Annotated in this window: 31 protein-coding genes and 1 pseudogene; 17 read left to right on the top strand and 15 right to left on the bottom strand. The window is 68.5% G+C overall.

Annotation, left to right across the window (positions count from 1 at the left end):
• The first annotated feature begins 1 nt into the window (after position 1).
• A complete protein-coding gene (locus A5744_RS19410; protein WP_076063781.1) occupies positions 2-1,294 on the top strand; it encodes a ribonuclease D in 1,293 nt (430 codons plus the stop codon).
• On the opposite strand, the gene dxs is transcribed toward A5744_RS19410, so the two are convergent.
• Positions 1,291-3,204 (bottom strand): 1-deoxy-D-xylulose-5-phosphate synthase, encoded by a 1,914-nt coding sequence (gene dxs, locus A5744_RS19405; RefSeq protein ID WP_076063779.1) that lies wholly within the window; start codon positions 3,202-3,204, stop codon positions 1,291-1,293. The genes A5744_RS19410 and dxs overlap by 4 nt on opposite strands.
• Positions 3,205-3,276: 72 nt before the next feature.
• Between dxs and A5744_RS19400 the strand changes: the two genes are divergently transcribed.
• Positions 3,277-3,720, top strand: a complete 444-nt coding sequence (locus A5744_RS19400; RefSeq protein ID WP_076063777.1) for a CBS domain-containing protein — start codon at positions 3,277-3,279, stop codon at positions 3,718-3,720.
• 33 nt (positions 3,721-3,753) lie between these two features.
• On the top strand, positions 3,754-5,043 hold the full coding sequence (locus A5744_RS19395) for an ArsB/NhaD family transporter (protein ID WP_076063775.1): 1,290 nt from the start codon (positions 3,754-3,756) through the stop codon (positions 5,041-5,043).
• Here A5744_RS19395 and A5744_RS19390 read toward each other — a convergent pair.
• Both A5744_RS19390 and A5744_RS19385 read right to left on the bottom strand, forming a co-directional pair.
• Complete coding sequence (locus tag A5744_RS19390; protein WP_076063773.1) at positions 5,040-6,245, bottom strand: class I SAM-dependent RNA methyltransferase; 1,206 nt, start codon at positions 6,243-6,245, stop codon at positions 5,040-5,042. The two genes, A5744_RS19395 and A5744_RS19390, sit on opposite strands and share 4 nt — an antisense overlap.
• Positions 6,242-8,236 carry an APC family permease gene (locus A5744_RS19385; protein ID WP_076063771.1) on the bottom strand — a complete coding sequence of 665 codons (1,995 nt, stop codon included), beginning with the start codon at positions 8,234-8,236 and terminating at the stop codon, positions 6,242-6,244. Before A5744_RS19385 ends, A5744_RS19390 begins: the two co-directional genes overlap by 4 nt.
• A gap of 89 nt (positions 8,237-8,325) precedes the next feature.
• Between A5744_RS19385 and A5744_RS19380 the strand changes: the two genes are divergently transcribed.
• Both A5744_RS19380 and A5744_RS19375 read left to right on the top strand, forming a co-directional pair.
• Positions 8,326-9,009: a TrkA family potassium uptake protein gene (locus A5744_RS19380; RefSeq protein WP_139329517.1), complete on the top strand. Its 684-nt coding sequence runs from the start codon at positions 8,326-8,328 to the stop codon at positions 9,007-9,009.
• Positions 9,006-9,680 (top strand): TrkA family potassium uptake protein, encoded by a 675-nt coding sequence (locus A5744_RS19375; RefSeq protein WP_076063767.1) that lies wholly within the window; start codon positions 9,006-9,008, stop codon positions 9,678-9,680. Before A5744_RS19380 ends, A5744_RS19375 begins: the two co-directional genes overlap by 4 nt.
• On the opposite strand, the gene A5744_RS19370 is transcribed toward A5744_RS19375, so the two are convergent.
• Together A5744_RS19370 and A5744_RS19365 are read right to left on the bottom strand one after the other, a co-directional pair.
• Positions 9,677-10,357 (bottom strand): DUF3159 domain-containing protein, encoded by a 681-nt coding sequence (locus A5744_RS19370; protein ID WP_139331418.1) that lies wholly within the window; start codon positions 10,355-10,357, stop codon positions 9,677-9,679. The genes A5744_RS19375 and A5744_RS19370 overlap by 4 nt on opposite strands.
• Positions 10,354-10,722, bottom strand: a complete 369-nt coding sequence (locus tag A5744_RS19365; RefSeq protein ID WP_076063766.1) for an OB-fold nucleic acid binding domain-containing protein — start codon at positions 10,720-10,722, stop codon at positions 10,354-10,356. The genes A5744_RS19370 and A5744_RS19365 overlap by 4 nt, the downstream gene beginning before the upstream one ends.
• A 136-nt stretch (positions 10,723-10,858) precedes the next feature.
• On the opposite strand from A5744_RS19365, the gene A5744_RS19360 reads away from it, so the two are divergent.
• Positions 10,859-11,557 carry a hypothetical protein gene (locus A5744_RS19360; RefSeq protein ID WP_076063764.1) on the top strand — a complete coding sequence of 233 codons (699 nt, stop codon included), beginning with the start codon at positions 10,859-10,861 and terminating at the stop codon, positions 11,555-11,557.
• Here A5744_RS19360 and A5744_RS19355 read toward each other — a convergent pair.
• Together A5744_RS19355 and dut are read right to left on the bottom strand one after the other, a co-directional pair.
• Positions 11,554-12,282 (bottom strand): DUF3710 domain-containing protein, encoded by a 729-nt coding sequence (locus A5744_RS19355; RefSeq protein WP_076063762.1) that lies wholly within the window; start codon positions 12,280-12,282, stop codon positions 11,554-11,556. The genes A5744_RS19360 and A5744_RS19355 overlap by 4 nt on opposite strands.
• Positions 12,282-12,746, bottom strand: a complete 465-nt coding sequence (dut, locus tag A5744_RS19350; RefSeq protein ID WP_076063760.1) for a dUTP diphosphatase — start codon at positions 12,744-12,746, stop codon at positions 12,282-12,284. Before dut ends, A5744_RS19355 begins: the two co-directional genes overlap by 1 nt.
• Positions 12,747-12,771: 25 nt before the next feature.
• Here dut and A5744_RS19345 point away from each other — a divergent pair, with 25 nt between their 5' ends.
• Positions 12,772-13,248, top strand: coding sequence for a DUF3093 domain-containing protein (locus A5744_RS19345; RefSeq protein ID WP_076063937.1), 477 nt, complete (start codon positions 12,772-12,774; stop codon positions 13,246-13,248).
• A gap of 6 nt (positions 13,249-13,254) precedes the next feature.
• Here A5744_RS19345 and A5744_RS19340 read toward each other — a convergent pair whose 3' ends face one another.
• Positions 13,255-13,557: a DUF4193 domain-containing protein gene (locus A5744_RS19340; protein WP_003919098.1), complete on the bottom strand. Its 303-nt coding sequence runs from the start codon at positions 13,555-13,557 to the stop codon at positions 13,255-13,257.
• Between the two features lie 188 nt (positions 13,558-13,745).
• Here A5744_RS19340 and cei point away from each other — a divergent pair, with 188 nt between their 5' ends.
• Positions 13,746-14,396 (top strand): envelope integrity protein Cei, encoded by a 651-nt coding sequence (gene cei, locus A5744_RS19335; RefSeq protein ID WP_076063758.1) that lies wholly within the window; start codon positions 13,746-13,748, stop codon positions 14,394-14,396.
• A 14-nt stretch (positions 14,397-14,410) separates the two neighbouring features.
• Here the strand turns inward: cei and A5744_RS19330 are convergent, their stop codons facing one another.
• Positions 14,411-15,283 carry an inositol monophosphatase family protein gene (locus A5744_RS19330; protein ID WP_076063756.1) on the bottom strand — a complete coding sequence of 291 codons (873 nt, stop codon included), beginning with the start codon at positions 15,281-15,283 and terminating at the stop codon, positions 14,411-14,413.
• A gap of 79 nt (positions 15,284-15,362) precedes the next feature.
• Between A5744_RS19330 and A5744_RS19325 the strand changes: the two genes are divergently transcribed.
• The 3 genes and pseudogenes from A5744_RS19325 to marP form a co-directional block, all read left to right on the top strand.
• Positions 15,363-16,172: a polyphosphate--glucose phosphotransferase gene (locus A5744_RS19325; protein ID WP_076063755.1), complete on the top strand. Its 810-nt coding sequence runs from the start codon at positions 15,363-15,365 to the stop codon at positions 16,170-16,172.
• 177 nt (positions 16,173-16,349) lie between these two features.
• The gene (locus tag A5744_RS19320; RefSeq protein WP_076063935.1) at positions 16,350-17,888 is read left to right on the top strand and encodes an RNA polymerase sigma factor; all 1,539 of its coding nucleotides are present in this window, start codon (positions 16,350-16,352) and stop codon (positions 17,886-17,888) included.
• A 227-nt stretch (positions 17,889-18,115) separates the two neighbouring features.
• A pseudogene (marP, locus tag A5744_RS19315) lies at positions 18,116-18,760 on the top strand (acid resistance serine protease MarP); the annotation flags it as partial.
• Positions 18,761-18,775: 15 nt separating this feature from the next.
• Here the strand turns inward: marP and A5744_RS19310 are convergent.
• From A5744_RS19310 to A5744_RS19300, 3 genes are all read right to left on the bottom strand, one after another.
• Positions 18,776-19,114 carry a hemophore-related protein gene (locus A5744_RS19310; RefSeq protein ID WP_076063751.1) on the bottom strand — a complete coding sequence of 113 codons (339 nt, stop codon included), beginning with the start codon at positions 19,112-19,114 and terminating at the stop codon, positions 18,776-18,778.
• 88 nt (positions 19,115-19,202) lie between these two features.
• Positions 19,203-19,559 carry a DUF732 domain-containing protein gene (locus A5744_RS19305; protein ID WP_076063749.1) on the bottom strand — a complete coding sequence of 119 codons (357 nt, stop codon included), beginning with the start codon at positions 19,557-19,559 and terminating at the stop codon, positions 19,203-19,205.
• 42 nt (positions 19,560-19,601) lie between these two features.
• Positions 19,602-20,015, bottom strand: a complete 414-nt coding sequence (locus tag A5744_RS19300; protein WP_076063747.1) for a nuclear transport factor 2 family protein — start codon at positions 20,013-20,015, stop codon at positions 19,602-19,604.
• Between the two features lie 94 nt (positions 20,016-20,109).
• Between A5744_RS19300 and A5744_RS19295 the strand changes: the two genes are divergently transcribed.
• A complete protein-coding gene (locus A5744_RS19295; protein ID WP_076063745.1) occupies positions 20,110-20,505 on the top strand; it encodes a RidA family protein in 396 nt (131 codons plus the stop codon).
• Here the strand turns inward: A5744_RS19295 and A5744_RS19290 are convergent.
• On the bottom strand, positions 20,472-20,873 hold the full coding sequence (locus A5744_RS19290; protein ID WP_076063744.1) for a DUF952 domain-containing protein: 402 nt from the start codon (positions 20,871-20,873) through the stop codon (positions 20,472-20,474). The genes A5744_RS19295 and A5744_RS19290 overlap by 34 nt on opposite strands.
• A gap of 137 nt (positions 20,874-21,010) precedes the next feature.
• Here A5744_RS19290 and A5744_RS19285 point away from each other — a divergent pair, with 137 nt between their 5' ends.
• The gene (locus tag A5744_RS19285) at positions 21,011-21,196 is read left to right on the top strand and encodes a hypothetical protein (protein ID WP_076063742.1); all 186 of its coding nucleotides are present in this window, start codon (positions 21,011-21,013) and stop codon (positions 21,194-21,196) included.
• 82 nt (positions 21,197-21,278) lie between these two features.
• Positions 21,279-22,253, top strand: a complete 975-nt coding sequence (locus tag A5744_RS19280; protein WP_076063740.1) for a YihY/virulence factor BrkB family protein — start codon at positions 21,279-21,281, stop codon at positions 22,251-22,253.
• Here the strand turns inward: A5744_RS19280 and A5744_RS19275 are convergent, their stop codons facing one another.
• Entirely contained in the window at positions 22,254-22,493 is a 240-nt protein-coding gene (locus tag A5744_RS19275; protein WP_076063738.1) for a DUF3039 domain-containing protein, read from the bottom strand.
• Between the two features lie 53 nt (positions 22,494-22,546).
• Between A5744_RS19275 and A5744_RS19270 the strand changes: the two genes are divergently transcribed.
• The 3 genes from A5744_RS19270 to A5744_RS19260 all read left to right on the top strand — a co-directional run bounded on the left by A5744_RS19270 (position 22,547) and on the right by A5744_RS19260 (position 24,930).
• Positions 22,547-22,990: a DUF3099 domain-containing protein gene (locus A5744_RS19270; protein ID WP_139329515.1), complete on the top strand. Its 444-nt coding sequence runs from the start codon at positions 22,547-22,549 to the stop codon at positions 22,988-22,990.
• Between the two features lie 122 nt (positions 22,991-23,112).
• A complete protein-coding gene (gene sigB / locus A5744_RS19265; RefSeq protein ID WP_276206970.1) occupies positions 23,113-24,102 on the top strand; it encodes a sigma-70 family RNA polymerase sigma factor SigB in 990 nt (329 codons plus the stop codon).
• A gap of 132 nt (positions 24,103-24,234) precedes the next feature.
• Positions 24,235-24,930, top strand: coding sequence for a metal-dependent transcriptional regulator (locus A5744_RS19260; protein ID WP_076063733.1), 696 nt, complete (start codon positions 24,235-24,237; stop codon positions 24,928-24,930).
• A gap of 24 nt (positions 24,931-24,954) precedes the next feature.
• Here A5744_RS19260 and A5744_RS19255 read toward each other — a convergent pair whose 3' ends face one another.
• A complete protein-coding gene (locus A5744_RS19255) occupies positions 24,955-26,013 on the bottom strand; it encodes a DUF4192 domain-containing protein (RefSeq protein ID WP_076063934.1) in 1,059 nt (352 codons plus the stop codon).
• Positions 26,014-26,109 lie beyond the last annotated feature (96 nt).

Here is a 26,109-nt window from a genome sequence, read left to right as displayed (position 1 = left end):
CATGGGCGAACCCGCGGCCGATGCGCCCGGCGGCACCGAACCCAGCCCCACGCCGCTCCTGCACCCCACCGACGGAGTTCCCGACCTGTCCGTCACCGTCGCCGAGATCAAGGCGGCCGCGCGACGCCTGGAGGCGGGCCGCGGCCCGTTCGCCGTCGACGCCGAGCGCGCGTCGGGTTTCCGCTACTCCAACCGGGCCTACCTGATTCAAGTCCGGCGGGCCGGGGCCGGCACCGTGCTCATCGACCCGGTCAGCCACGGCGCGGACCCGGTGACCGCGCTGCGCCCCGTCGCCGAGGTGCTGGCGACCGACGAGTGGATCCTGCACGCCGCCGATCAGGATCTGCCGTGCCTGGCCGAGGTCGGGATGCGGCCGCCGGCGCTGTACGACACCGAGCTGGCCGGGCGGCTGGCCGGGTTCGAGCGGGTGAACCTGGCGACCATGGCCCAGCGGTTGCTGGGCCTGGGGCTGGCCAAGGGCCACGGCGCGGCCGACTGGTCCAAGCGACCGCTGCCCGCCGAATGGCTCAACTACGCCGCACTCGACGTGGAACTGCTCATCGAACTACGCGCGTCGATCGCCGACGTCCTGGCCGAACAAGGCAAAACCGATTGGGCCGCACAGGAATTCGACTACCTGCGCAGCGAAGGCCTCAAGGAGTCGCCGGCGTCGCGGCGCGACCGCTGGCGGCGCACGTCGGGGATCCATCGGGTGCGTGACCCGCGCGGCCTGGCCGCGGTTCGCGAACTGTGGACCACCCGCGACCGCATCGCGGCGCGCCGCGACATCGCGCCCCGGCGCATCCTGCCGGACTCGGCCATCATCGACGCCGCGCTGGCCGATCCGAAGACGGTCGACGACCTGGTGGCCCTGCCCGTGTTCGGCGGGCGCAACCAGCGCCGCAGCGCCGCGACGTGGCTGGCGGCGCTGCAGGCGGCCCGGGAAAGCCGGAATCCCGCCGACGACGTCGAGCCGCCCAACGGGCCGCCGCCGCCGGCGCGCTGGAGCCGACGCAAACCCGAAGCCGCCGCGCGCCTGGAGGCGGCCCGGGCGGCGCTGTCGGAGGTCTCCGAGCGCGTCAAGGTTCCCACCGAGAACCTGGTCTCACCCGACCTGGTGCGACGGCTGTGCTGGGACTGGCAGGACATCCAGCAGGGAGCGGCCGACCCGCTCGACGCCGTCGACGGATTCCTGTGCGCCGGCCACGCCCGGACCTGGCAGCGAGAGCTCGTGGACCCGGCGCTGGCGCAGGCGCTGCGGGCGCCGGCGGACACTGGCGACGCCGGCGCTTAGTCGAGGTGCTCGCGGATCTCGGCTTCGGTCAGCGGACTGCCCAGGGCGGCAACCCAACCGGTGATGCGGCGGGCCACATCCTGGTCGGTCAGCCCGAGGTCGGCCAGCACCTCGCCCCGCGAGGCGTGCTCGTAGAACTCCTGCGGCAATCCGACGTCGCGGCACGGGACGTCGATGTCCGCCCGCCGCAGCGCGGCCGAAACCGCCGAACCCACGCCGCCATTGACGCCGTTGTCCTCACACGTCACGACCAGCTTGTGCTGCGCCGCCAGGTCGAGGACACCCTCGGACACGGGCAGCACCCAACGCGGGTCGATCACCGTCACGCCGATCCCCTGGTTGTGCAGCCGCTTGGCCACCTCCAGCGCCATCGGCACGAACGCGCCGACTGCCACCAACAACACGTCGTGGTTCGACCCGGCCGCCGGCACCGCGAGCACGTCGATGCCCGATCGGCGCTCTAGCGCCGGAATGTCTTCGCCCACATCGCCTTTGGGGAATCGGATCGCCGTGGGCCCGTCGTCGACATCGAGCGCCTCACCGAGTTCCTCACGCAGCCGGGTGGCGTCGCGGGGCGCGGCCACCCGCATGCCGGGAACGATGCCGAGCATCGACAAATCCCACATGCCGTTGTGGCTGGGGCCGTCCGAACCGGTGATCCCGGCCCGGTCGAGCACCATGGTCACCGGCAGCCGGTGCAGCGCCACGTCCATCATGATCTGGTCGAACGCCCGGTTGAGGAACGTCGAATAAATGGCGACCACCGGGTGCATGCCGCCCATCGCGAGCCCGGCCGCCGACGTCATCGCGTGCTGCTCGGCGATGCCGACGTCGAACAACCGATCCGGGAAGCGTTGCCCGAACGCCGTCAGCCCGGTGGGGCCGGGCATCGCCGCCGTGATCGCCACGATGTCGCGCCGCAGCCTGGCGTACTCGATCAGCGCGTCGGCGAAGACCTTCGTCCAGCCCGGGCCGGCGATCTTGGTGACCTGCCCGGTGGCCGGGTCGATCGGGACGGTCGAGTGCATCTGCTCGGCCTCGTCGGCTTCGGCCGGGGCGTAGCCCATGCCCTTGCGGGTCACGACGTGCACGATCACCGGGCCCCCGAATCCGCGGGCATGGCGCAGCGCCGCCTCCACCGCGCGCTCGTCGTGACCGTCGACCGGGCCGACGTACTTCAGGCCGAGGTCGGTGAACAGCAGCTGCGGCGACAGCGAGTCCTTGATGCCGGCCTTGACGCTGTGCATGAAGCGGTAGGCGATCTTGCCGAAGAGCGGCATCGAGCGCACCACGTCGCGGCCCTTTTCCAGCATCTGTTCGTACGCCGGCTGCAGCCGCAGCGAGGCCAGGTGGTCGGCGACACCGCCGATGGTGGGCGCGTAGCTGCGGCCGTTGTCGTTGACGACGATGATCACCGGACGCCGGGTCGCGGCGATGTTGTTCAGCGCCTCCCAGCACATCCCGCCGGTGAGCGCGCCGTCGCCGACGACGGCGACCACGTGCCGGTTGCGGTGCCCGGTCAGCTCGAATGCCTTGGCCAGGCCGTCGGCATACGACAACGCGGCGCTGGCGTGGCTTGACTCCACCCAGTCGTGTTCGCTCTCGGCGCGCGACGGATATCCTGACAGCCCGCCCTTCTTGCGCAGGGTTTCGAAGTCGTGGCAACGCCCGGTGAGCATCTTGTGGACGTAGGCCTGGTGGCCGGTGTCGAAGATGATCGGGTCGTGCGGCGAATCGAATACCCGGTGCAGCGCGAGGGTCAGCTCGACGACGCCCAGGTTCGGCCCCAAGTGCCCCCCGGTGGCAGCGACCTTGTGGATCAGGAACTCGCGAATCTCGCCGGCCAGATCGCGGAGCTGCTGTTGGGAAAGGTGCTGCAGATCAGCAGGCCCGCGGATCTGTTCCAGCATCCCGTTAGTCTACGCAGCGGCCGCGGGATCACTAGTTCAACGCCGCGGCGCCCGCGACGTATTGTCTGCACTATGCGTGCCGCGGAACTCGCCGAGGACTTCCCGGTCGTCACCGTCGACTCCGGCGCGCTGGACGCCGCCCGCCTGCTCGCCGAGCACCGCCTGCCCGGAATCGTCGTCACCGACGCCGCCGGAAAACCGTTCGCGGTGCTGCCGGCGTCCCAAGTGGTGCGGTTCATCGTGCCCCGCTACGTGCAGGACGACCCGTCGCTGGCCGGCGTGCTCAACGAATCGATGGCCGACCGCGCCGCGGACAAGTTGGGCGGCAAAAAGGTGCGCGACGTCCTACCGGACCACCTGACCGACGTGCCGTTCGCGGATGCGGACGACACGATCATCGAAGTCGCCGCGGTGATGGCGCGATTGCGCAGTCCGCTGATCGCGGTGGTCAAAGACGGTACGTTGTTCGGCGTGATCACCGCATCGCGCCTGCTGGCCGCGGCGCTCAGACACTGACACCCCCAAAGCCTTGAGCACACAGGACAATCGATGAGCGTCGTCGCGGTCGTCGTGTTCGTCGTCGCCTACGCGCTGATCGCCAGCGACCGCGTCAACAAGACGTTGGTGGCGCTGGCCGGCGCGGCGGTCATGCTGCTGCTGCCGGTGATCCATTCCGACGACGTGTTCTACTCCCGCGATACCGGAATCGACTGGGACGTCATCTTTTTGCTGCTAGGCATGATGATCATCGTCAGTGTGCTGCGGCAGACCGGCGTGTTCGAATACACCGCGATCGTGGCCGCCAAGCGAGCGCACGGCTCGCCGCTGCGCATCATGATCCTGCTGGTGCTGGTGACCGCGTTCGCGTCGGCGCTGCTGGACAACGTCACCACGGTGTTGCTGGTCGCCCCTGTCACGTTGCTGGTGTGCGACCGCCTGGAGATCGGTCCGGCACCGTTTCTGATGGCCGAGGCGTTCGCGTCGAACATCGGCGGCACGGCGACTTTGATCGGCGATCCGCCCAGCATCATCATCGCCAGCCGGGCGGGCTTGTCCTTCAACGACTTTCTGATCCACCTGACGCCGATCGTGATCGTCATCGTCGGCGCCTTCGTCGCGCTGCTACCGCGGCTGTTCCCGGGCGCTTTCGACGTCGACCCCGAGCGGGTCGCCGACGTCATGTCCCTGGAAGAGCGCGAAGCCATCCGCGATCCCAGGCTGCTCATCAAATGCGGGGTGGTCCTGGCCGCGGTGCTGGCCGGGTTTGTCGCGCATTCGGCGATACACCTGGAGCCGTCGCTGGTGGCGCTGCTGGGTGCCGGCGTCCTCATCGTGATTTCGGGGCTGGATCATTCGGACTACCTGTCCGGCGTGGAATGGGACACGTTGCTGTTCTTCGCCGGCCTGTTCGTCATGGTCGGCGCGCTGGTGAAGACCGGGGTCGTCAAGGACCTGGCCCGGCTGGCCACCGAGGCGACCGGTGGGCACGCCCTGTTGACGACGATGTTCATCCTCGTGCTGTCGCTGGTGCTCAGCGGCGTCATCAACAACGTTCCCTACGCCGCGACGATGGCACCCGTTGTCGGACAGCTGGTTTCGTCGATGGCGGGCCATGTGCACCCGCAGGTGCTGTGGTGGGCCCTCACGCTCGGCACCGACCTCGGCGGCAACCTCACCGCGGTCGGCGCCAGCGCCAACGTGGTCATCCTCGGGATTGCGAAACGGGCGGACAGCCCGATCTCGTTTTGGGAATTCACCCGCAAGGGCGCGATCGTCACCGTGGTCTCCGCGGTGCTGTCCGCGCTGTACTTGTGGCTGCGGTATTTCGTGTTGAGCTAGCCGCGCGTCAGCAGCGCCACGCATTCGCCGTGATGGGTCAGGGGGAACGCATCGAACACGGTGATCTTCTCGACGCGGTAACCGTGGCCGAGGTACAGGCCGATATCGCGCGCGAAAGACGCTGCCTCACAGCCGATGTGCACCACCCGGGGCACCGCGGCGGCGGCCAGCAGGTCGATGACCTCACGTCCGGCGCCCGACCGAGGCGGATCCAGCACCGCGACATCCGCTCTTGAATCGGTGCGTTGTGAAGCCAGCACCCGCCGCACCGAATCGGTGACGACGTCGACCTGGGGCAGGTCGACGAGCGCGGCCCGGGCGGCCCGCGTCCCCGCGCGGGAGGTGTCGACCGTCAGCACCCGCCCGGACTCCCCCACCGCGTCGGCCAGCGCCGCGGCGAAGACGCCCGCGCCGCCGTAGAGATCCCATACCGTCATGCCCGCGGCGGGCCGCGCCCAGTCGGCGACCAGCCCGCTGTAGACCGCCGCCGCGTCCCGATGCGCCTGCCAGAACGCGGTGACCGGAACCCGCCAGGTCCGCATACCCACCCGCTGCACCGCCTCGTAGCCGCCCTGCACCACGTTGGTCGCGGTCCGCTTGCCCTGCCGCAACGTGCACACCACGTGGCGCTCGCCGGCGTCGTCGACGGCCACGTGCAACTGGGCGCCGGGCGGCCAACCGGGCTCACCCAGACCGTCCAGCATCCCGGCGGGCAGCTGCGCGCAGCGCAGGTCGGTCACCAGCTCGTCGCTGTGGTAGCGGTGGAAGCCGGGGCGACAGTCGGCGCCCACCTCGAGCCGGACACGGGTGCGCCAACCCGTGTGGCCGCGCTCCGAGAGCGGCTGGGCCTCACCGCTCCAGCCGTATCCGCCGAGGCGCTGGAGTTGATTGGCCACGACGTGCGCCTTGAGCGCGCGGGCCGCCTCCGGGCGGGCGAACGCCAGGTCGCAGCAGCCGGCGCCGTCCACCCCGGCGATCGGGCACAGGGACTCGATCCGGTCGGCCGACGGCTCGATCACCTCGATAACCTCTGCGTGCCAATACGATCCGCGATCCGCGGTGACGCGCACCCGCACCCGCTCGCCGGGCAGCGCGTAGCGGACGAACACGACCCGGCCTTCGTGGTGCGCCACGCAGCTGCCGCCGTTGGCGGGGGCTCCGGTGTCCAGCGTGAGTTCGCGGGGCTGTGCTTCGGTGCTCAATCGAAGATTCCGCGACGAGCGTCGCCGGGTGCGGCGTGCGGTTGAAACGCCTTGAGCCGCTCGGACGAAGTCAGCTGCCAGGGAACGGAAGTGACCATGACGTTGGGCATGAACAGCAGCCGGCCCTTGAGCCGCAGCGCGCTCTGGTTGTGCAGCACCTGCTCCCACCAGTGGCCCACCACATACTCGGGGATGAACACGGTGACCACCGTCCGCGGCGACTCCTTGCTGACCCGTTTGACGTAATCCAGTACGGGACGGGTGATTTCACGATAGGGAGAGGCGATGACCTTCAGCGGCACGCTGATTTCGCTGTCCTCCCACTTGTGCACCAGGTCGCGGGTTTCCGCGTCGTCGACGCTGACCGTGAGGGCCTCGAGCACATCCGGGCGGGTGGCGCGCGCGTAGGCCAGCGCGCGCAGGGTAGGCAGGTGCAACTTCGACACCAGGACCAGCGCGTGGTTACGGCTGGGCAACACCACGTCGTGTTGGGCGGCCGCCTGCTCCTCCAGCTCCCGGCCGACGGTGTGGTAGTGGCGGTGAATCAGTTTCATGATGATGAACAGCAGGCTCATCGCGAACAGGGCGATCCACGCCCCGGCGACGAACTTGGTGACGAGGACGACCAACAACACCGCGCCGGTGGACAGCAATCCGACCGTGTTGACAATCCGCGAACGCATCATCTTGCGCCGCACGCGCGGATCGGTCTCGGTGCGCAGCAGCCGCGTCCAGTGCCGGACCATGCCGATCTGGCTCAGCGTGAACGAAATGAACACGCCGACGATGTACAGCTGGATCAGCGCGGTGACCTCGCCGCGGAACGCGATGATCGCCAAGAGCGCCGCGCCGGACAGGAACAGGATTCCGTTGGAGAATGCCAATCTGTCTCCGCGGGTGTGCAATTGGCGCGGCAGGTAGCTGTGCTGCGCCAGGATCGAGCCGAGCACCGGGAAGCCGTTGAACGCGGTATTGGCCGCCAGGACCAGGATCAGCGCGGTCACCGTGGCGATGAGCAGGAAGCCGATGTGAAAGCTGCCGAACACCGTCTCGGCCAGCTGCGTGACCAACGTCTTCTGGTAGTAGTTCGGCGGGGCGCCGGTCAGCTGCCTTGCGGGGTCCTCGACCAGTTTGACCCCGATCTGCTGGGCCAACACGATGATGCCCATCAGTAGGGTCACCGCGATCCCGCCGAGCATCAGCAGGGTCGTCGCCGCGTTGCGCGACTTGGGTTTCTGAAAGGCCGGCACGCCGTTGCTGATCGCCTCGACACCGGTCAGCGCCGCGCACCCCGACGAAAACGACCGCGCCACCAGGAACGCCAAAGCGAGGCCGACGATCTGGCCGTGCTCGGCGTGCATCTGGAAGCCGGCGGACTCGGCCCGCAGCGGGTTGCCCAGCACGAAGATCCGGAACAAACCCCAGCCGATCATGACGAGGACGCCGATGATGAACGCATACGTCGGAATGGCGAAAGCCAGCCCGGACTCGCGGACCCCGCGCAGGTTCAGCGCCATGACGAGCAGGATGGCGGCCACGCAGAAGAGCACCTTGTGTTGGGCCACGACCGGGATCGCCGACCCGATATTCGACATCGCCGACGCCGTCGAAACGGCAACGGTGAGAACGTAATCCACCATCAGGGCACTGGCCACCACGAGGCCGGCGGTGTCGCCGAGGTTGGTGGTGACCACCTCGTAGTCGCCACCGCCCGACGGGTAGGCATGCACGTTCTGGCGGTAGCTGGCCACCACGACCAACATGACCGCGGCCACCGCAAGGCCGATCCAGGGCGTCAACGCATAGGCGGTCACTCCGGCCACCGAGAGCATCAGGAAGACTTCCTCGGGCGCATACGCCACCGAGGACAGGGCGTCGGAGGCGAACACCGGCAAGGCGATCCGCTTGGGCAGTAGCGTGTGACTCAGCCGGTCGCTGCGAAACGGCCGGCCGATCAGCAACCGGCGCGCGGCTGTTGAAAGTTTGGACACGAGAGCCAAGGGTAAGCCCACCCCGGTTTGCCGGTAGCGTTCCCTAGGCGAGAAGCAACGCATACAGAACCCAGCCGAGAGGACCTCAAGTGCGGGTGGTTGTGATGGGCTGCGGCCGGGTGGGCTCTTCACTGGCCGACGGCCTGTCCCGGATCGGGCACGACGTCGCGGTCATCGACCGCGACAGCGCCGCCTTCAACCGGCTTAGCCCGGAGTTCGCGGGCGAGCGGGTACTGGGCCAGGGATTCGACCGCGACGTCCTGCTGCGGGCCGGCATCGAGAAGGCCGACGCCTTCGCCGCGGTGTCATCCGGGGACAACTCCAACATCATCTCGGCCCGGCTGGCCCGGGAGACGTTCGGCGTCAACCGCGTGGTCGCGCGTATCTACGACGCCAAGCGCGCCGAGGTCTACGAACGCCTCGGCATCCCGACGATCGCCACCGTGCCGTGGACCACCGATCGGCTGCTCAACGCGCTGACCCGGGAGAGCGAGACCGCCAAGTGGCGCGATCCGACCGGCACCGTCGTCGTCTCGGAGGTGGTGCTGCACGAGGATTGGGTGGGACATCGGGCCACCAATCTGGAGCAGGCCACCGGCGCACGCGTGGCGTTCCTGATCCGGTTCGGAACCGGGGTGTTGCCGGAGCCCAAGACCATCATCCAGGCGGGCGATCAGGTCTACATCGCCGCGATATCCGGGCGCGCCGCCGAGGCGGTGGCCATCGCCGCGTTGCCGCCCGGTGAGGACCTCGAGGCGGGAGCGGGCCGATGAAGGTAATGGTCGCCGGGGCAGGGGCCGTGGGCCGCTCGGTCACCCGCGAGCTGATCGGCAACGGGCACGACGTGACGCTGATCGAGCGCAACCCCGAACACGTCGACGTCGACGCCATCCCGGCCGCGCACTGGCGGCTGGGCGACGCCTGCGAGCTGAGCCTGTTGGAGTCGGCGCACCTGGAGGATTTCGACGTGGTGGTCGCGGCGACCGGCGACGACAAGGTCAACGTGGTGCTCAGCCTGCTGGCCAAGACCGAGTTCGCGGTGCCCCGGGTGGTGGCGCGGGTCAACGATCCCCGCAACGAATGGCTGTTCACCGACGCCTGGGGCGTGGACGTGGCGGTGTCCACCCCGCGGATGCTGGCGTCGCTGATCGAGGAGGCCGTCGCCGTCGGCGATCTGGTGCGGTTGATGGAGTTCCGCAAGGGTCAGGCCAACCTGGTCGAGATCACCCTGCCCGACGACACACCGTGGGGCGGCAAGCCGGTGCGCCGGTTGCAGCTGCCCCGGGATGCCGCGCTGGTGACGATCCTGCGCGGGCCCCGGGTCATCGTGCCCGAGGCCGACGAACCGCTGGAGGGCGGCGACGAACTGCTCTTCGTCGCGGTCACCGAGGTGGAGGAAGACCTGCGCAAGCTGCTGCTGCCCGCCGCCCCGCCCGCCGACTAGTCGAGGCCGGTGTCCGCCTCGACCGAAGCGGCGGGGTCGCCCGCCTCACCCGCCGCGGATATCGCTCGCTGAGCGGCCTTGACCGCCGCGTAGGTGAGCAGCCCGGCAAGGATCGTCAGCGGCCAGCCCATCCCGATCCGCGCCACGCCCAACCAACCCGTCCGACCGGCGTCGTAGAGCTGCTGCTGAACCACGTACCGGGCGGCGAACACCAGCATCCAGCCGAGCGTGGCGATGTCGAACGCGTACACGGCCCGGGAAACGCCGCGCCACCCGTGGTCACGGCCGCTGGCCCAGGTCCACAGGTAACCGACCACCGGGCGGCGGATCAGGATGGACACCGCGAACACCACCGCCCAGAACAGCGATCCCCAAATGCCCAGCAGGAAATAGCCTTTCGACTCGCCCATCAGGTACGCGACGAGCGCGCAGAAGGCGACGCCGAAGAACCCGGAGAACGCCGGATTCGGCGATTCGTGCCGGATCAGCCGCCACAGCAAGACCAGCGCGGCCACGCCCAGCGCGGACCCGATCGCGGGCAGTAGGCCGAACAACGAAGAAACCGTTACGAAAGTCACAACCGGCAGCGACGAGTAGACGACACCACTCACCCCGCCCGCCTGTGCCAGCAGCCGTTCCAGTGTGGTGCGGCTGCCGGTCTCGCCGGGAATGCTCACCGCTGAATTTCGTAGTGCGGGTTGTAGATGGCCTTGGTGCCGTTCTCCAGCTTGCCCAGCCGGCCCCGCACCCGCAGCGTGCGGCCCGAGTCGATGCCGGGGATCCGGCGCTGCCCCAACCACACCAGCGTGACGGTGTCGGTGCCATCGAACAATTCGGCGCGGACCCCGCCCGCGCAGGCCTTACCGTTGCATTCCACGCTGCGTAGCGTGCCCACCATCGTGACTTCCTGGCCGCGCTCGCAATCGATCACGCGCTGCGCGCCGGTGCTGGCCACCTCGTCGGACAACTCCTCGGAGTCGAGTTGTTCCGGGTCCTCCGTCAATCGACGGGTGAGCCGGCGTAGATATCCCTGGGCCCCCATGGCCACTCCTGACAATGCTGTAAAAGCTTCGGCGCTTCCTCTATGCCAACGGACACCGTAGACCTCTTGGTTCCCCCGCGCCAACCGAACCCAAACCGGATTTTGGGCGCCCGTCGGCGCCGGGCACTATCGAGGGGTGGCTGTCGATCTGCGCGGTGTCACGACGGTGCTGTTGCCGGGCACCGGATCCGACGACGACTATGTCTACCGGGCGTTTTCCGGGCCCCTGCGGGAGGTCGGCGCATTGCTGGTGACCCCGCCGCCGCGCCCGGACCGGTTGATCGACGGCTATCTGTCCGCGCTTGACGCCGCCGCCGGCGACGGCCCCATCGCGGTCGGCGGCGTGTCGATCGGTGCCGCTGTGACGGCGGCGTGGGCGCTCGCGCATCCCGAACGCACCATCGCCGTCCTGGCCGCGCTGCCGGCCTGGGCCGGCGCCCCGGGATCCGCCCCGGCCGCTCTCGCGGCGCGGCATTCGGCGGCGCGGCTGCGAGCCGACGGGTTGGCGGCGACGACCACGCAGATGCGGGCCTCCAGCCCGCCATGGCTGGCCGACGAGCTGGCCCGCTCGTGGCGGGCCCAGTGGCCGCAGCTGCCCGACGCGATGGAGGAAGCCGCGGCCTACGTCGCGCCGAGCTGCGCCGAGCTGGCCGGGCTGGCCGCGCCGCTGGGGGTCGCCGCGGCGGTCGACGATCCCATTCACCCGCTGCAGGTCGGTGTCGACTGGGCCCGCGCCGCGCCACGCGCGGCGCTGCGGACGGTGACGCTCGATCAGATCGGCGAGGACGCCGCGGCACTGGGCGCGGCCTGCCTGGCCGCCTTGGGAGACCTCTAGCCGCCGGTGGTGGTGCGCAACTGCTGCATGGCCGAGCCCTCGGCGCTGCGGCGCGCGGCGGGCTCGCCGGGTGGCTGCTGGGCGTCGGTTTGTTGCTCGGCCTGCTGGGCCGCCGCCCGCAGCTGCTCGACCATTGGCTCGGGCAGCTGCACCGGCAGCGGCGTCCGCACCGGCAGCGGCGTGTCGCCGCGGCGAACCACGGTGTCCGCCAACGCCGCCCGCGCCTCCTGCTCCAGCGCCTCGATGGTCTCGGGCGCCCCGTTGACGACGCAGCGGATCATCCAGCGGTAGCCGTCGACGCCGATGAAGCGCACCACGCCGGAGGCGACACCGACGACTTCCCGGCCCCACGGGCCGTCCTTGATGCTGACTTGGGCAGAGTCCTTGCGCAGCGAGTCGGCGAGCTCGCCGGCCACCTCGCGCCACAGCCCGCCCGTCTTGGGCGCCGCGTACGCGGCGATGGTGAAACGGCCGTTGGGCGTGACCACCCAGACCGCGCTCGGGACCCCGGTCTCGGTCAACTCGACTTGGAGCTGGCCGCCGTCCGGCATCGGGATGAGCACCGAGCCCAGGTCGAGTCGGGCCAGCTCGGCGACCGCGGGGTCGTCGAAGTCCTCGATGTCGAACGGGCCCTCGAGCTCGTCGTCGGTATCGTCCTGCGCCTCGACGTCCTCGGCCGCCGTCGGTTCGATGTCGTCCTTGTCGGAGCGTCTACCCAGTGCCATCACAAACTCGCATGTCCGCCGGAGGAACCGTGACCGCCATCGCCACGGGATGTTCCGGCCAGCCCGGCCTCGTCGAACGACGAGACCTCCACCAAATCGACTAACTCGACCCGTTGCACCAGCAACTGGGCGATACGGTCGCCGCGATGCACCAGGATGGGCTCGGCCGGGTCGAGGTTGATCAACGCAACCTTGATCTCGCCGCGATAGCCCGCGTCGATGGTGCCCGGGCTGTTGACGATCGAAAGCCCTACGCGCGCAGCCAATCCCGAGCGCGGATGGACCAGCCCGACCATCCCGTGCGGAATCGCGACCGCGACCCCGGTTCGCACCAGGGCCCGGTGCCCGGGCTCCAGCCTGACGTCCTCGGCGCTGTAGAGATCGACGCCCGCATCGCCGTCGTGGGCGCGGCTGGGCAGCGGGAGCCCGGGATCGAGACGGACAACAGCCAGAGTGGTCGACACGGGGCCACAGATTACCCTTGACCGCGTGTCTAGTACGCGCGTCGCACCACACAGCGTGCGATATCGCGAACGGCTGTGGGTTCCATGGTGGTGGTGGCCACTGGGTTTCGGCCTGGCCGGGCTCATCGCCTTCGAAGTCAACCTCGGTGTTCGCTCCCTACCCGCGTGGCTGCCTTTCGTCGCCCTGTTCGCGGTGGCGGCCGCCGCGCTGTTGTGGCTGGGCCGCGTCGAGATCAAAGTCACCGCCGGCGCCGACGGGGTCGAAATGTGGGCGGGCGACGCGCATCTGCCGGTCACCGTGATCGCCCGGTCCGCGGAAATAGCGCGCTCGGCGAAGTCGGCGGCACTGGGGCGCCAGCTCGACCCGGCGGCCTACGTGGTGCATCGGGCGTGGGTTGGCCCGCTGATCCTCCTGGTCCTCGATGACCCAGACGACCCGACGCCGTACTGGCTGGTGAGCTGCCGTCACCCGGAGCGGGTGCTGTCCGCATTGCGGAGCTGACCTGGCTCAGGCCGCGCAGTCGGTACAGATCATCACGCCGTTCTTTTCGCTGGCGAGCCGACTGCGGTGTTGCACCAAAAAGCAACTCGAGCAGGTGAACTCGTCGGCCTGCTTCGGAATAACGCGTACCGAGAGCTCTTCACCGGAGAGGTCGGCGCCAGGCAGTTCGAAAGACTCGGCGGATTCGGATTCGTCCACGTCGACGACGGCAGACGCCGCTTCGTTCCGTCGTGCTTTGAGCTCCTCCAGCGAATCCTCCGAGACGTCGTCCGTCTCGGTGCGCCGTGGAGCGTCATAGTCGGTAGGCATCGTCCTATCCCCTCTATGCCCGCGTTCCCGCGTTACCCAAGGAACGCTTTGTACCAGCGTCGAACGCATCCACCAAATGATTCGTGCCCGGATCACGGCCCATTAAGTTGTGATTTACGTCACACCCCCGGATTGACCCTTGTGTTCGCCTCTAAACAGTGCGTTTGGGGTGCCGCTAGAGTGCACCTGTGGTCGCACAAATCACCGAGGGTACCGCCTTTGACAAGCACGGTCGGCCCTTTCGGCGACGCAATCCCCGCCCCGCGATCGTGGTGCTGATTTTCCTGGTTGTGGCGACGGGCGTGGCGTGGACGATCGCGCTGACCCGGCCCGCCAAGGTGCACGAGGTCGCCGTGTGCAACCCGCCCCCGCAGAAGGAGGGATCCGCGACGCCGCAGCTCGGTGAACAGATGTCGCGATCCGCCATGGCGGACGTCACACCGGCCAAGCTCACCGACACGAAGGTCCGCGTCCTCAACGCCAGCGGCCGGGGCGGTCAGGCCGCCGACGTGGCGGGCGCGCTGAAGGATCTGGGCTTCGCCGCGCCGACGGCCGCCAACGACCCGATTTACGCGGGCACCCGACTGAACTGCCCGGGCCAGATCCGGTTCGGGACGGCCGGGCAGGCCGCCGCGGCGGCGGTGTGGCTGGTGGCGCCGTGCACGGAGCTGTTCAACGACAACCGAGCCGACGAAACCGTCGACCTCGCCGTCGGCACCGACTTCTCCGGGCTCGCGCACAACGACGACATCGACACCGTGCTCGCCGGCCTGCGCCCGGGCGCCGCCGACGCATCGGATCCCGCGCTGCTGCAAAAGATTCACGCCAGCAGCTGCTGAATCCCCCGGCGCGCTCAGTCCGGGATCGGTTCCAGGCCGTTGAACCGCTCGAGCGCCGCCAGCAGCTCGTCGGCGATGCCGGGGGCGGCCGCGACCACCAATCCGGTGCCACCGACCGATCCGTTCGGCGCCGGCAGCAGCACCCGGGCCCCCGCTTCGGCGGCGATCAGGGCCCCCGCGGCGGAGTCCCAGACCTGCAGCCCGTGCTCGTAGAACGCGTCCAGCCGGCCGGCCGCGACCATGCACAAATCCAATGCGGCGGAACCGATCCGGCGCACGTCGCGGACCACCGGCAACATCCGCGCCAACAGCGTCGCCTGGGTGGCGCGGCGCCGCCTCGAATAGCCGAAACCGGTGCCCAGCAACGCCATCGACAAGTTGTCGACGGCGCTGCACCGCAACTCCCGCGTCCCGCGCCCGTCGGTGACGTGGGCGCCGAGGCCGTTAGCCGCCGAGTACACCCGGCCGGCGACGACGTCCGCGACGGCTCCCGCCACCGACGCACCGTCGACCTGAACCGCGACCGAGACCGCGTAGGCCGGGATGCCGTAGACGAAATTCACCGTTCCGTCGATGGGGTCCAGCACCCAGGTGACCGTGTCGGCGGTGGCCGCCGAGCCGGTCGGCCCGCCACCCTCCTCGCCGAGAATCGGTTCCCCAGGCCGTAATTGGGCCAACCGGTCGCGCAACAGCCGTTCGGTTTCGGTGTCGACCACCGTTACCGGATCGGTCGGGGTGCTTTTCGAGCGCACCGCGCCGCTGTCGGGGGCGCCGGCCGCGGCACCGAACACCTCGGCGCGGCGAGCGCGCACGAACTCGGCGGCCTCGGCGGCCAGGGTCTCGGCGACGGAACGTAGCGGCGCGGGGTCGCCGTCATATCGCGTCACCCGCCTATCGCATCACAGTCGCCGCCGCCGCGGCGGGGCTAAGGTGAGCTCACAGCGCAAGTCTCGCCGAGGAGATTCGATGACCAGCACCGACTCGACCACGGACACGCCCGCCACCGACGCGGCGGGCGGCACACCGCAACGTCGTGGATTTGGCATCGACGTCGGCGGCAGCGGAATCAAGGGCGGAATCGTTGACATGGACACCGGACAGCTGATCGGCGACCGGTTCAAGCTGTTGACCCCCCAACCGGCCACACCGCCGGCCGTCGCCAAGACCATCGCGGCGGTCGTCAACGAATTCGGCTGGACCGGCCCGCTCGGGGTGACCTACCCCGGCGTCGTCACCCATGGCATCGTCCACACGGCGGCCAACGTGGACAAGTCGTGGATCGGGACAAACGCCCGCGACGTCATCTCCGCCGAGCTCGACGGCCAGGAGGTCACGGTTCTCAACGACGCCGACGCCGCGGGCCTCGCCGAAGAGCGGTATGGGGCGGGCAAAGGACACTCGGGCTTGGTGGTGCTGCTGACGTTCGGAACCGGGATCGGGTCCGCGGTCATCCATAACGGGACGCTGATCCCCAACACCGAATTCGGCCACCTGGAGGTCGGCGGCAAGGAAGCCGAGCAACGGGCGGCGTCGTCGGTCAAGGAGCGCAACGACTGGAGCTACGAGAAGTGGGCCAAGCAGGTGAGCCGGGTGCTGGTCGCCATCGAGAACGCGATGTGGCCCGACCTGTTCATCGCCGGCGGCGGCATCAGCCGCAAGGCGGACAAATGGCTGCCCCTGCTGACAAACCGCACCCCGGTGGTGGCCGCGGCCCTACTCAACAGCGCCGGCATCGTCGGCGCGGCGATGGCGTCTACGTCCGACGTGACGCACTGATTTTCGCCCGGTGGGCCGGTACAAGCGCGCACTGTCGTTACAATGGTCACCGGCGACCGCCCGACCGATAGCGTGCCAGTACTCACGCCGAGATCAACGCCGACATTCGACATAGCAGACACTTTCGGTCCACCATGCCCAGACCCACCGGAAGTGAGCCCAACCGAAGGGGTGTACGTGGCAGCGACCAAGACCAGCACGGCGACTGAATCGCCGGCGAAACGCACCGCCACCAAGTCCCCCGCCAAGCGCTCGGCGGCAAAGGCCGCCAATGGCTCCGCGCCGGCAAAGCGCGCCACTCAGGCGACGGCTAAGACGGCATCGCGGAGCACCAAGTCCGCCGCGACCACCGAGCCCGCCGCGGCGACCGGCGCCGCGAAGAAGACGCGCGCGGCCGCCAAGAGCGCGCCGGCCAAGGCGCCGTCGGGCCGCGGGACGAAGGCGTCCTCCAAAAAAGCCGCCGCGGAGGAACCGGAAGCCGATCTGGAAGCCGTCGACTCCGACGCCGCCGAAGACTTCGACGGCGAACCCGACATAGAGCCCGGCGAGGACATCGAGATCGACGCCGCCGACCTCAACCTCGACGACCTGGAGGAAGACGTCGCGCCCGACGCCGAGCTGGAGCCGGCCGCGGAAGGCGACGCCGCACCCGCCGCGGCCGCCGGCGAGCCCGCCGCCGAAGAGGACGAGGAGATCGCCGAGCCCAGCGAAAAGGACAAGGCCTCCGGTGATTTCGTCTGGGACGAAGACGAGTCCGAGGCATTGCGGCAGGCCCGCAAGGACGCCGAACTCACCGCGTCGGCGGACTCGGTTCGCGCGTACCTGAAGCAGATCGGCAAGGTGGCGCTGCTCAATGCGGAGGAAGAGGTGGAGCTGGCCAAGCGGATCGAGGCCGGCCTCTACGCCACCCAGCTGATGACCGAGCTGGCCGAGCGCGGCGACAAGCTTCCCGCCGCCCAGCGCCGCGACATGATGTGGATCTGCCGCGACGGCGACCGCGCGAAGAACCATCTGCTGGAAGCCAATCTGCGGCTGGTGGTTTCACTGGCCAAGCGCTACACCGGCCGCGGCATGGCGTTCCTCGACCTGATTCAGGAAGGGAACCTGGGCCTGATCCGCGCGGTCGAGAAGTTCGACTACACCAAGGGCTACAAGTTCTCCACCTATGCGACGTGGTGGATCCGCCAGGCCATCACCCGAGCCATGGCCGATCAGGCCCGCACCATCCGCATCCCGGTGCACATGGTCGAGGTGATCAACAAACTGGGCCGCATCCAGCGCGAGCTGCTGCAGGACCTGGGCCGCGAGCCCACGCCCGAGGAGCTCGCGAAGGAAATGGACATCACGCCCGAAAAGGTGCTGGAAATCCAGCAATACGCGCGCGAGCCGATTTCGCTGGACCAGACCATCGGCGACGAGGGCGACAGCCAGCTGGGTGACTTCATCGAAGACAGCGAGGCTGTGGTGGCCGTCGACGCGGTGTCGTTCACGCTGCTGCAAGACCAGCTGCAGTCGGTACTGGAAACCCTCTCGGAACGCGAGGCCGGCGTCGTGCGGCTGCGTTTCGGCCTCACCGATGGCCAGCCCCGGACGCTGGACGAGATCGGGCAGGTATACGGCGTGACCCGGGAACGCATCCGCCAGATCGAGTCCAAGACGATGTCAAAGTTGCGCCACCCCAGCCGTTCTCAGGTGTTGCGCGACTACCTGGACTGACACCGAACTGGGCACGCCCGCCGACCACATCATCCCGTACTCGCGCGGCGGCTCTTTTTGTCGATTGGGCTCCCGTTACGGTCGCTTCGAACGGGGTACACCTCCCAGGTGGTCGGCGGAGTTGGTAACGGAGGGATGTGCCCGTGCGCCGAACGCGTGGGGCGGTAGCGGCTCCGACGGCGTTCATGTTGCTTGTGGCCGCGACGGCGGTCTCCGGCTGCGGGATCGTCGACACCCCCGACGCAGACCTCGCCAACAATCCCGTAGTCGCCGCGACGAAGTCGAGCGTGGTTACAGTCCGTGCCGTCGCGCCTTCGTGTCAGAAGGAACAGGAAGGCAGCGGGTTTGTGGTCGCCGACCACACCGTGATGTCAAATGCACATGTGGTCGCCGGCTCCGACAGCGTGACCGTGCAAGACACCGACGGCACGTCCTACGACGCCACCGTGGTGTCCTACAACCCGCGCGTCGACATTTCGATTTTGACTGTGCCCGGCCTTCCGGCGCCGCCGCTGGCCTTCGCTAACGCCCCGGCCGCCACTGGCACCGACGCGCTGGTGATGGGCTTCCCCGATGACTCGTCATTTGAGGCCACGCCGGCGCGTATCCGGGAGGTCATCGAACTCACCGGGCCCGACATTTATCGCACGACGACGATAACCCGCCAGGTGTACACGATCAGGGGCACTGTGCGCCAAGGCGATTCCGGTGGACCGATGGTCGACCTCAACGGACACGTGCTCGGGGTGGTGTTCGGCGCGGCAGTCGACGACGCCGGAACCGGGTACGCGCTGACCGCTAACGAGGTGTCGGGCGAACTGCAGAACATCGGCAACACCACCGCGGCGGCGACCGGTTCTTGCGTCAACTGATTGAGCGAGCCTCGCTCAGAAGTTGTTGCAGGTAGCGAAGGTCCGCTGCAGAACTGGGATGTACGGTCCGGCATGTGGACCGTTCACGATGTCGTGGGCGATTTGCCTCCGCCGATCGGGTGGCGAGGCGAGGAAGTCACGCAGTCCGGACTGCATCTGCGGTGACGAGTTGAAAAAGGCGGCGATCGTCGGGTCTTGCGCGTTCAATGCGGCCACGAGCTGGTCATAGGTGCAGGTGGTGTTGACGGCCGGACCCAGATCGGGATCCGCGGACGCGACGCCGACGCCGGCGGTCAACGCCAGTGTCAGACCACCAACCGCTACGGCAAGTCTGGTCAACGACAGTGTGGGCATGCGTGGACTCCTTCCCTGACCCAGGCTACGTCACTTTTCGTGCAGGACAGCGAAAGTCGCGCTGAAAGCATCCACGCCGCGCCCGGCGCTAGCGCCCGGCCCCGTCGGTCAGGCCGCCGCCGGACATGTACTGGGGGCAGTAAGCGGCGGCCGCGAGTGCGGTGAACTTCGCGGCGCTCGTCCCCTGGAACGACGGGTTGCGGTTGCGCAGTTCGGTGATGATCTCCGCGGCGGACTTTCCCTCGTCGACGAGCTGGCAGACCGATTTCCCAGCGGCCACGGCACTATTCGGGTCCTGGTAGGTCAGACCGGCCTGTTGGAGTTCCGCGAGGAAGGCTTTGTCGGTGCCGACGTCCCCGCCCTCACCATCGCCGTCGTCGGCGTAGGCCGGGGCGGCGAGGCCGATCAGGACTACCGCGCTTGCCACTGCGGAGCGAAGTTTCATGACCCCTCGAGTGTCCCAGACCCGCGGCCGGCGCGCATCCGGCTAGGCGAGCCGCTGCAGCGCCCCGCTCGGGTCGTAATAGAGCTCCTGGCGGGCGATCAGGCCGCCGCGGTAACGGTAGACGACCACATACGTCGAGCGCAGGCGTTGGCCACCTGAATCCCAGTCGAACCGCACGCGCACGAACGCGACGTCCCCGCCGGGCGCGATCGCCCGCTCGGTCGCCTCGTAGCGGATGGCCGAGCAGCCACGGATGGTGAGCGCGATGAACTCGAGCGTGCGCTCGATGCCTTCGATCTCGGCGGGCCAGTCGAAAAGACGCACCGTGGGACTCACATACACCACGTCGGGTTGATAGAGGTCCCGCGCGATCGCCGGATCGCTCTCGGCGAATGCCCGCGCGAAGCACGCCTCCTGCGCGAGCAGCGCGTCCTCGGAGATGCCGCGTGTGGTCATCACCGCTCCCTCCGCCGGGCAATCCGTGCCGCCGAGCTTAATCGCCTGCCGTCCAACATGTTTCGTCGGCTCATCGGTGGATTAGGGTGACCGTATGTCAGCCGACCGAAAAGTCGTCTCTTCCGGCTCCGAATTCGAGGGGGTGGTCGGCTACTCGCGCGCCGTGCGCGTCGGCCCACACGTGGCGGTGGCCGGGACAACGGCGCCCGGGCCGGCGGGCGACATCGCCGGCCAGACCCGAGAGGCGTTGCGCCGCATCGAGATTGCGCTCCAACAGGCCGGCGCCGAGCTCACCGACGTGATTCGGACGCGCATTTATGTCACCGACATCGCCCGCTGGCGCGAGGTTGCGGCGGTGCACGCGGAGGTCTTCGGTGAGGTGCGGCCCGCGGCGACGATGGTCGAGGTCGCCGCGCTCATCGCCCCCGAGCTGCTGGTGGAGATCGAAGCCGACGCCTACGTGGACTCCCCGGCCGACTCCGTGCCCTGACCCCCGCCGACCGCCGGGAACGTGCCGTCGGGCCCCGGCGCGTAGGCAGTGACGCTCGTCACAGCCGCCACCGGGAGTGGGCCGTACAGGTGCGGAAACAACATCGACCGGGGATCCGTCGGCACGCCCGGTTCCCACCGCACGGGTGCGTCCAACAGGGCCGGATCGATGTGCAGCAGCACCAGGTCGTCGCGGCCACGGTAGAGCCGGTTGGCCGGCAAATGCACCTGGTCGGGCGTCGAGAGATGGATGAACCGCTCCCCGGCATCCGAGCCGGGCGCCGCCGGGCGGATCTCGCCACGCACGCGGGCATCCGCCCATGCTTGTGCGCCGCACAAATGCACCAACACGCCGGGAGCGAATGTCACGTTCGGTCACCTTAGAGCGAATGCCTAAACGCAGGCGGGAAAGCCCGTGAGAAACGACACACCCGATAACGATCGGGGAACAACGCGAAAACCCCGAACGTCTGAGACAGTGAATGTACGAAGGAACGGGAGAAGCCATGAATGCAACTTTGACCAGTCCCGAGCTGACTAGAGCAGACCGCTGCGACCGCTGCGGTGCCGCCGCTCGGGTACGCGCCAAGCTGCCTTCCGGAGCTGAGCTTCTCTTCTGCCAGCACCACGCCAACGAGCACGAGGCCAAGCTCACCGAGCTGTCGGCCGTGCTGGAGGTCAGCGGCAACTAGGTCTGCCCAACTCACCCACCCGCCCAACTCACCCACCCGCAATGTGGAGGGCGGGCGCGGTGATCGGTAATGCTGGACTCCTATGAGCGATCAGATCGCAAGGCCGTCCCGCCACCACATCTGGCGAATCAGTCTTCGGACACTATCCAAGAGCTGGGACGACTCGATCTTTTCGGAGTCGGCACAGGCCGGCTTTTGGTCCGCGCTCTCGCTGCCGCCGCTGCTGTTGGGGATGCTGGGCAGCTTGGCCTACGTAGCGCCGCTGTTCGGCCGGGACACCTTGCCCTCGATCGAAAAAAGCATCATCTCCACGACGCACAGCTTTTTCTCGTCGAGTGTGGTCAACGAAATCATCGTGCCCACGATCCGCGACATCACCGCCAATGCGCGAGGCGAGGTGGTGTCGCTGGGTTTCGTGATCTCGCTGTGGGCGGGGTCGTCGGCGATTTCGTCCTACGTCGACGCCGTCGTGGAGGCCCACGACCAGACCCCACTGCGGCACCCGGTGCGGCAGCGGTTCTTCGCGCTGTTTCTCTACGTCGTGATGCTGGTGTTCGCGGTAGTTGCCGCGCCGGTCATGGTGATAGGGCCGCGCAAGGTGAGCGAGCACATCCCGTTCTCCTTGGCCAACGTGCTGCGCTACGGCTACTACCCCGCGCTGATTCTCGGCCTGGTGGTCGGGGTCGTGCTCCTGTATCGGGTATCGCTTCCGGTTCCGCTGCCAACGCACCGGCTGGTGTTCGGGGCCGTGCTGGCGACGGCGTTCTTCGTGACCGCCACCCTGGGCCTGCGGTTCTACCTGACGTGGATCACCAGCACCGGCTACACATACGGCGCGCTGTCCACCCCGATCGCGTTCCTGCTGTTCGCGTTCTTCGGCGGCTTCGCCATCATGCTGGGCGCCGAACTCAACGCCGCGATTCAGGAGGAGTTTCCGGCGCCGGCGACGCACGCCCACCGGCTGCGCAACTGGTTGCTGGCGCGGACGCGGTCCGTCAAGGATTCCACCGATTCTTCACCGCAGCACGGCTCCGCCGCGGCCGAACCGCCGGCCTGATCAGCCCTTCTTGAGCTTGTCGTAGATCTGCTTGCAGTCCGGGCAGACCGGTGAGCCCGGCTTGGCTGCCCGCGTGACGGGAAACACCTCACCGCACAAGGCCACCACGTGGTTGCCCATGACCGCGCTCTCGGCGATCTTGTCCTTCTTGACGTAATGGAAGTATTTGGGGGTATCGCTGCCGGTCCCGTCGTCGACGCGTTCGTCGGTCTCGGTGCGTTCGATCGTCTGGGTCTGCATACCCCTCATTGTGCACTGCCGGCCGAAAAACCGGCCACGCCGGAATCGATCGCGTGTGGGACAGTGGAGGAATGAAGCGCGGCTCCGATCCGGGGTTCGACGACGACAGGTTCGATGACTTCGACGGCCACAAGGGCCGGCCGGTGCTCATTACCGCCGCCGAACCCTCGTACGAAGAGCAGCACCGCGCGCGAGTACGTAAATACCTGACGCTGATGGCGTTCCGGGTCCCTGCGCTCATCTTCGCCGCGCTGGCCTACGGCGCCTGGCACAACGGCCTGATCTCGCTGCTGATCGTCGCGGCGTCGGTGCCGTTGCCGTGGATGGCCGTGCTGATCGCCAACGACCGCCCGCCGCGACGCGCCAACGAGCCCCGGCGGTTCGCCAACGAGCGGCGGCGCACCCCGTTGTTCCCGACGGCCGAGCGGCCCGCGCTCGAGGCCCGCCGACACCCGCTGGACCACCAGGGGCCGGGCGGCGACACAGGTTCGGCTTAGGTTCCGGACCATCGGAACGGACTTCTCAGGACATTCTCAGGTCTGGGCCACATTCCTGCACGTCAAAGCGTGTGAGATTCGGATCGGCGGGAACTCCAATGGCGGGTCTGTCGTTTAACGACGTGACAGTACAAGCCAATCGGGAGGTCGCTATGGCGAACGCCACCACTACCAGGATTGACGGCGATCTAGATGCCCAAAGCCCCGCAGCGGATCTAGTGCGCGTTTATCTGAACGGTATTGGTAAGACCGCCTTGCTCAACGCCGCCGGCGAGGTTGAACTAGCCAAGCGCATCGAGGCTGGGCTTTATGCCGAGCATCTGCTGCAAACGCGTAAGCGCCTCGGCGAGAACCGCAAACGCGACCTGGCGGCCGTCGCACGCGACGGCGAGGCTGCGCGCCGTCACCTGCTGGAAGCGAATCTGCGTCTGGTGGTTTCGCTCGCCAAGCGTTACACGGGCAGGGGCATGCCGCTGCTGGATCTCATTCAGGAAGGGAACCTGGGCTTGATCCGCGCAATGGAGAAGTTCGACTACACAAAGGGATTCAAGTTCTCGACGTACGCCACGTGGTGGATCCGCCAGGCCATCACCCGCGGCATGGCCGACCAGAGCCGCACCATTCGGCTGCCGGTTCACCTGGTCGAGCAGGTCAACAAGCTGGCGCGGATCAAGCGGGAGATGCACCAGAACCTGGGGCGCGAAGCCACCGACGAAGAGTTGGCCGCGGAATCCGGCATTCCGGTCGAAAAGATCAACGACCTGCTCGAGCACAGCCGCGACCCGGTGAGCCTGGACATGCCCGTGGGCTCCGAAGAAGAAGCCCCGCTGGGTGATTTCATCGAGGACGCCGAGGCGATGTCCGCCGAGAACGCGGTGATCGCCGAGCTGTTGCACACCGACATCCGCAGCGTGCTGGCGACGCTCGACGAGCGCGAGCACCAGGTGATCCGGTTGCGTTTCGGCCTCGACGACGGCCAACCGCGGACCCTGGACCAGATCGGCAAACTGTTCGGTTTGTCCCGCGAGCGGGTGCGTCAGATCGAGCGGGACGTGATGGCGAAACTGCGCAACGGCGAGCGCGCCGATCGGCTACGGTCGTACGCGAGCTAGCACCGCTAACCCAGAACCAGGTAGCAGACAGTATGCCCGCCGCATCAGCGGCGGGCATACTGCTTGCCTAGGACGTGTTAAACCCATTCGCGCAGCTGGCCAAGTAGACTCAGCGTCAACGGAGGGTGCTGAATGAACGAGCTGGTCGATACCACCGAGATGTATCTGCGCACAATCTACGATCTCGAGGAAGAGGGCGTGACGCCGCTGCGCGCCCGGATCGCCGAACGGCTCGATCAGAGTGGGCCGACCGTCAGCCAGACCGTCTCCCGCATGGAGCGCGACGGATTGCTTCACGTGGCCGGCGACCGCCACCTGGAGCTCACCGACAAGGGCCGGGCGTTGGCCATCTCCGTGATGCGCAAGCACCGCCTCGCCGAGCGGCTGCTCGTCGACGTCATCGGTTTGCCGTGGGAAGAGGTGCACGCCGAGGCGTGCCGGTGGGAACACGTCATGAGCGAGGACGTCGAACGGCGACTGGTCAAGGTGCTCAACCACCCGACCACCTCGCCGTTCGGCAACCCGATTCCCGGTCTCTTGGACCTGGGCGTGGGCCCGGATTCCCGGGCCGAGGACGCCGACCTGGTCCGGTTGACCGAGTTGCCCGCCGGGTCGCCGGTGGCGGTGGTCGTCCGCCAGCTCACCGAGCATGTCCAGGGCGACATCGACCTGATCACGCGGCTCAAGGATGCCGGCGTGGTGCCCAACGCCCGGGTGACCGTCGAGACCAGCCCCGCCGGCGGCGGGGTGACCATCCTGATACCGGGCCACGAAAACGTCACCCTGCCCCACGAGATGGCCCACGCCGTCAAGGTCGAAAAGGTCTGAGCCACAGCCCGATCCACGCAGCGGCTAGCCCGCGCGCCGGCGGAATGCGCGCCGCGGCGGCAGCCGCACGCCGAGCCGCTTGGCCAGGCGATATCCGGTGACCGCCAGCTCGCGGATCTGCTCGGGCCGCAGACCGGACTGCAGCGCGGTGTCCAGCATGCCCGCCATCCGATGCTCCGGCGCGCACCGCAGCGCGGCATCCAGCGACACGCCGGCGAGCGGCCCGTCGCCGCGTGCGTAGGCACTGAACGCGAGCAACACCAGCGCCTCGACGCGCCACGGCAGCGGCAGGGCGCGCGCCAGAGCGGCCCACAGCGATTCGGCGTCGCCGGCCTTCTGGCCGACCGCAAGGGCATACAGGATGTCGCGGACCTGCGGGTCGCTCAGCGCGCAGCCCAAGTCCGCCACCTCGGCGTCGGACAGCGTTTGGCCGCCGGCGACCCGGGCGGCGGCGGCCATCACGCTGCGCAGGTCGCGGCGGCAGCGGCCCGCGGGGTCCGCGCCTGGCGTGGCCTCGCGCGCGGCCGCACGCTCGGTCACCGCGACCGCCAACTCGGGACGCTGCGCCCGCTCGTCGGGCGCGACGACGGCCTGCAGGTCGGCGCGGCGGCGATAGAGCCGCCGGCCGTCGAGCACCGCCGCGGCCGCCAACGGCGATGCCGATGGGTCGTCGACCGCACCGCCCGCACCGCAGCCGTCCACACAGTGCCAGCGCCCGTCCGCGGCCACCCGATCCACCACGTGCACCGCCCACAGCTCGATGTCGTGTCGTGCCAGCGCCTCGGTGAGCGCGGTGCTCAGCTGCCGGTGTTCCTCGTTGCACCCCGGGCAGTCCGCGCCCTCGGCGTCGACGATCACGGCGATGGCGGCCTCGGGCCCGGCCGCGGCGGCGACCTCGGCGAGATGCCCCACCCGGTCGACGAGTTCCGGGCCGAGGTCGACCCGTAGCACCGAACCCAGTTCGCCGTCGCCCACCGACACCAGGACCAGTGAATTCTCCGGAACGAAGCCGAGAACGGCTGGTAGCGCGGCGATCAGCGCGCCGGGATGGTTGAGGTCGAAGTCTGCTCGATGCGTCGTCATGGGCCCCACGCTGACGGCCGCCACCGTCAGGCCGTGCTCGCGCCCGATGATCGGGCCGGCCGTCTGTGGAGAAAGTCGCGACTGTGGGCCTTATCG

This window comes from Mycobacterium sp. IS-1264 (assembly GCF_001954195.1).
Taxonomy (GTDB): domain Bacteria; phylum Actinomycetota; class Actinomycetes; order Mycobacteriales; family Mycobacteriaceae; genus Mycobacterium.
The sequence above is the reverse complement of the archived record's forward strand: the minus strand, read 5'-3'. Positions and strand labels throughout refer to the sequence as shown.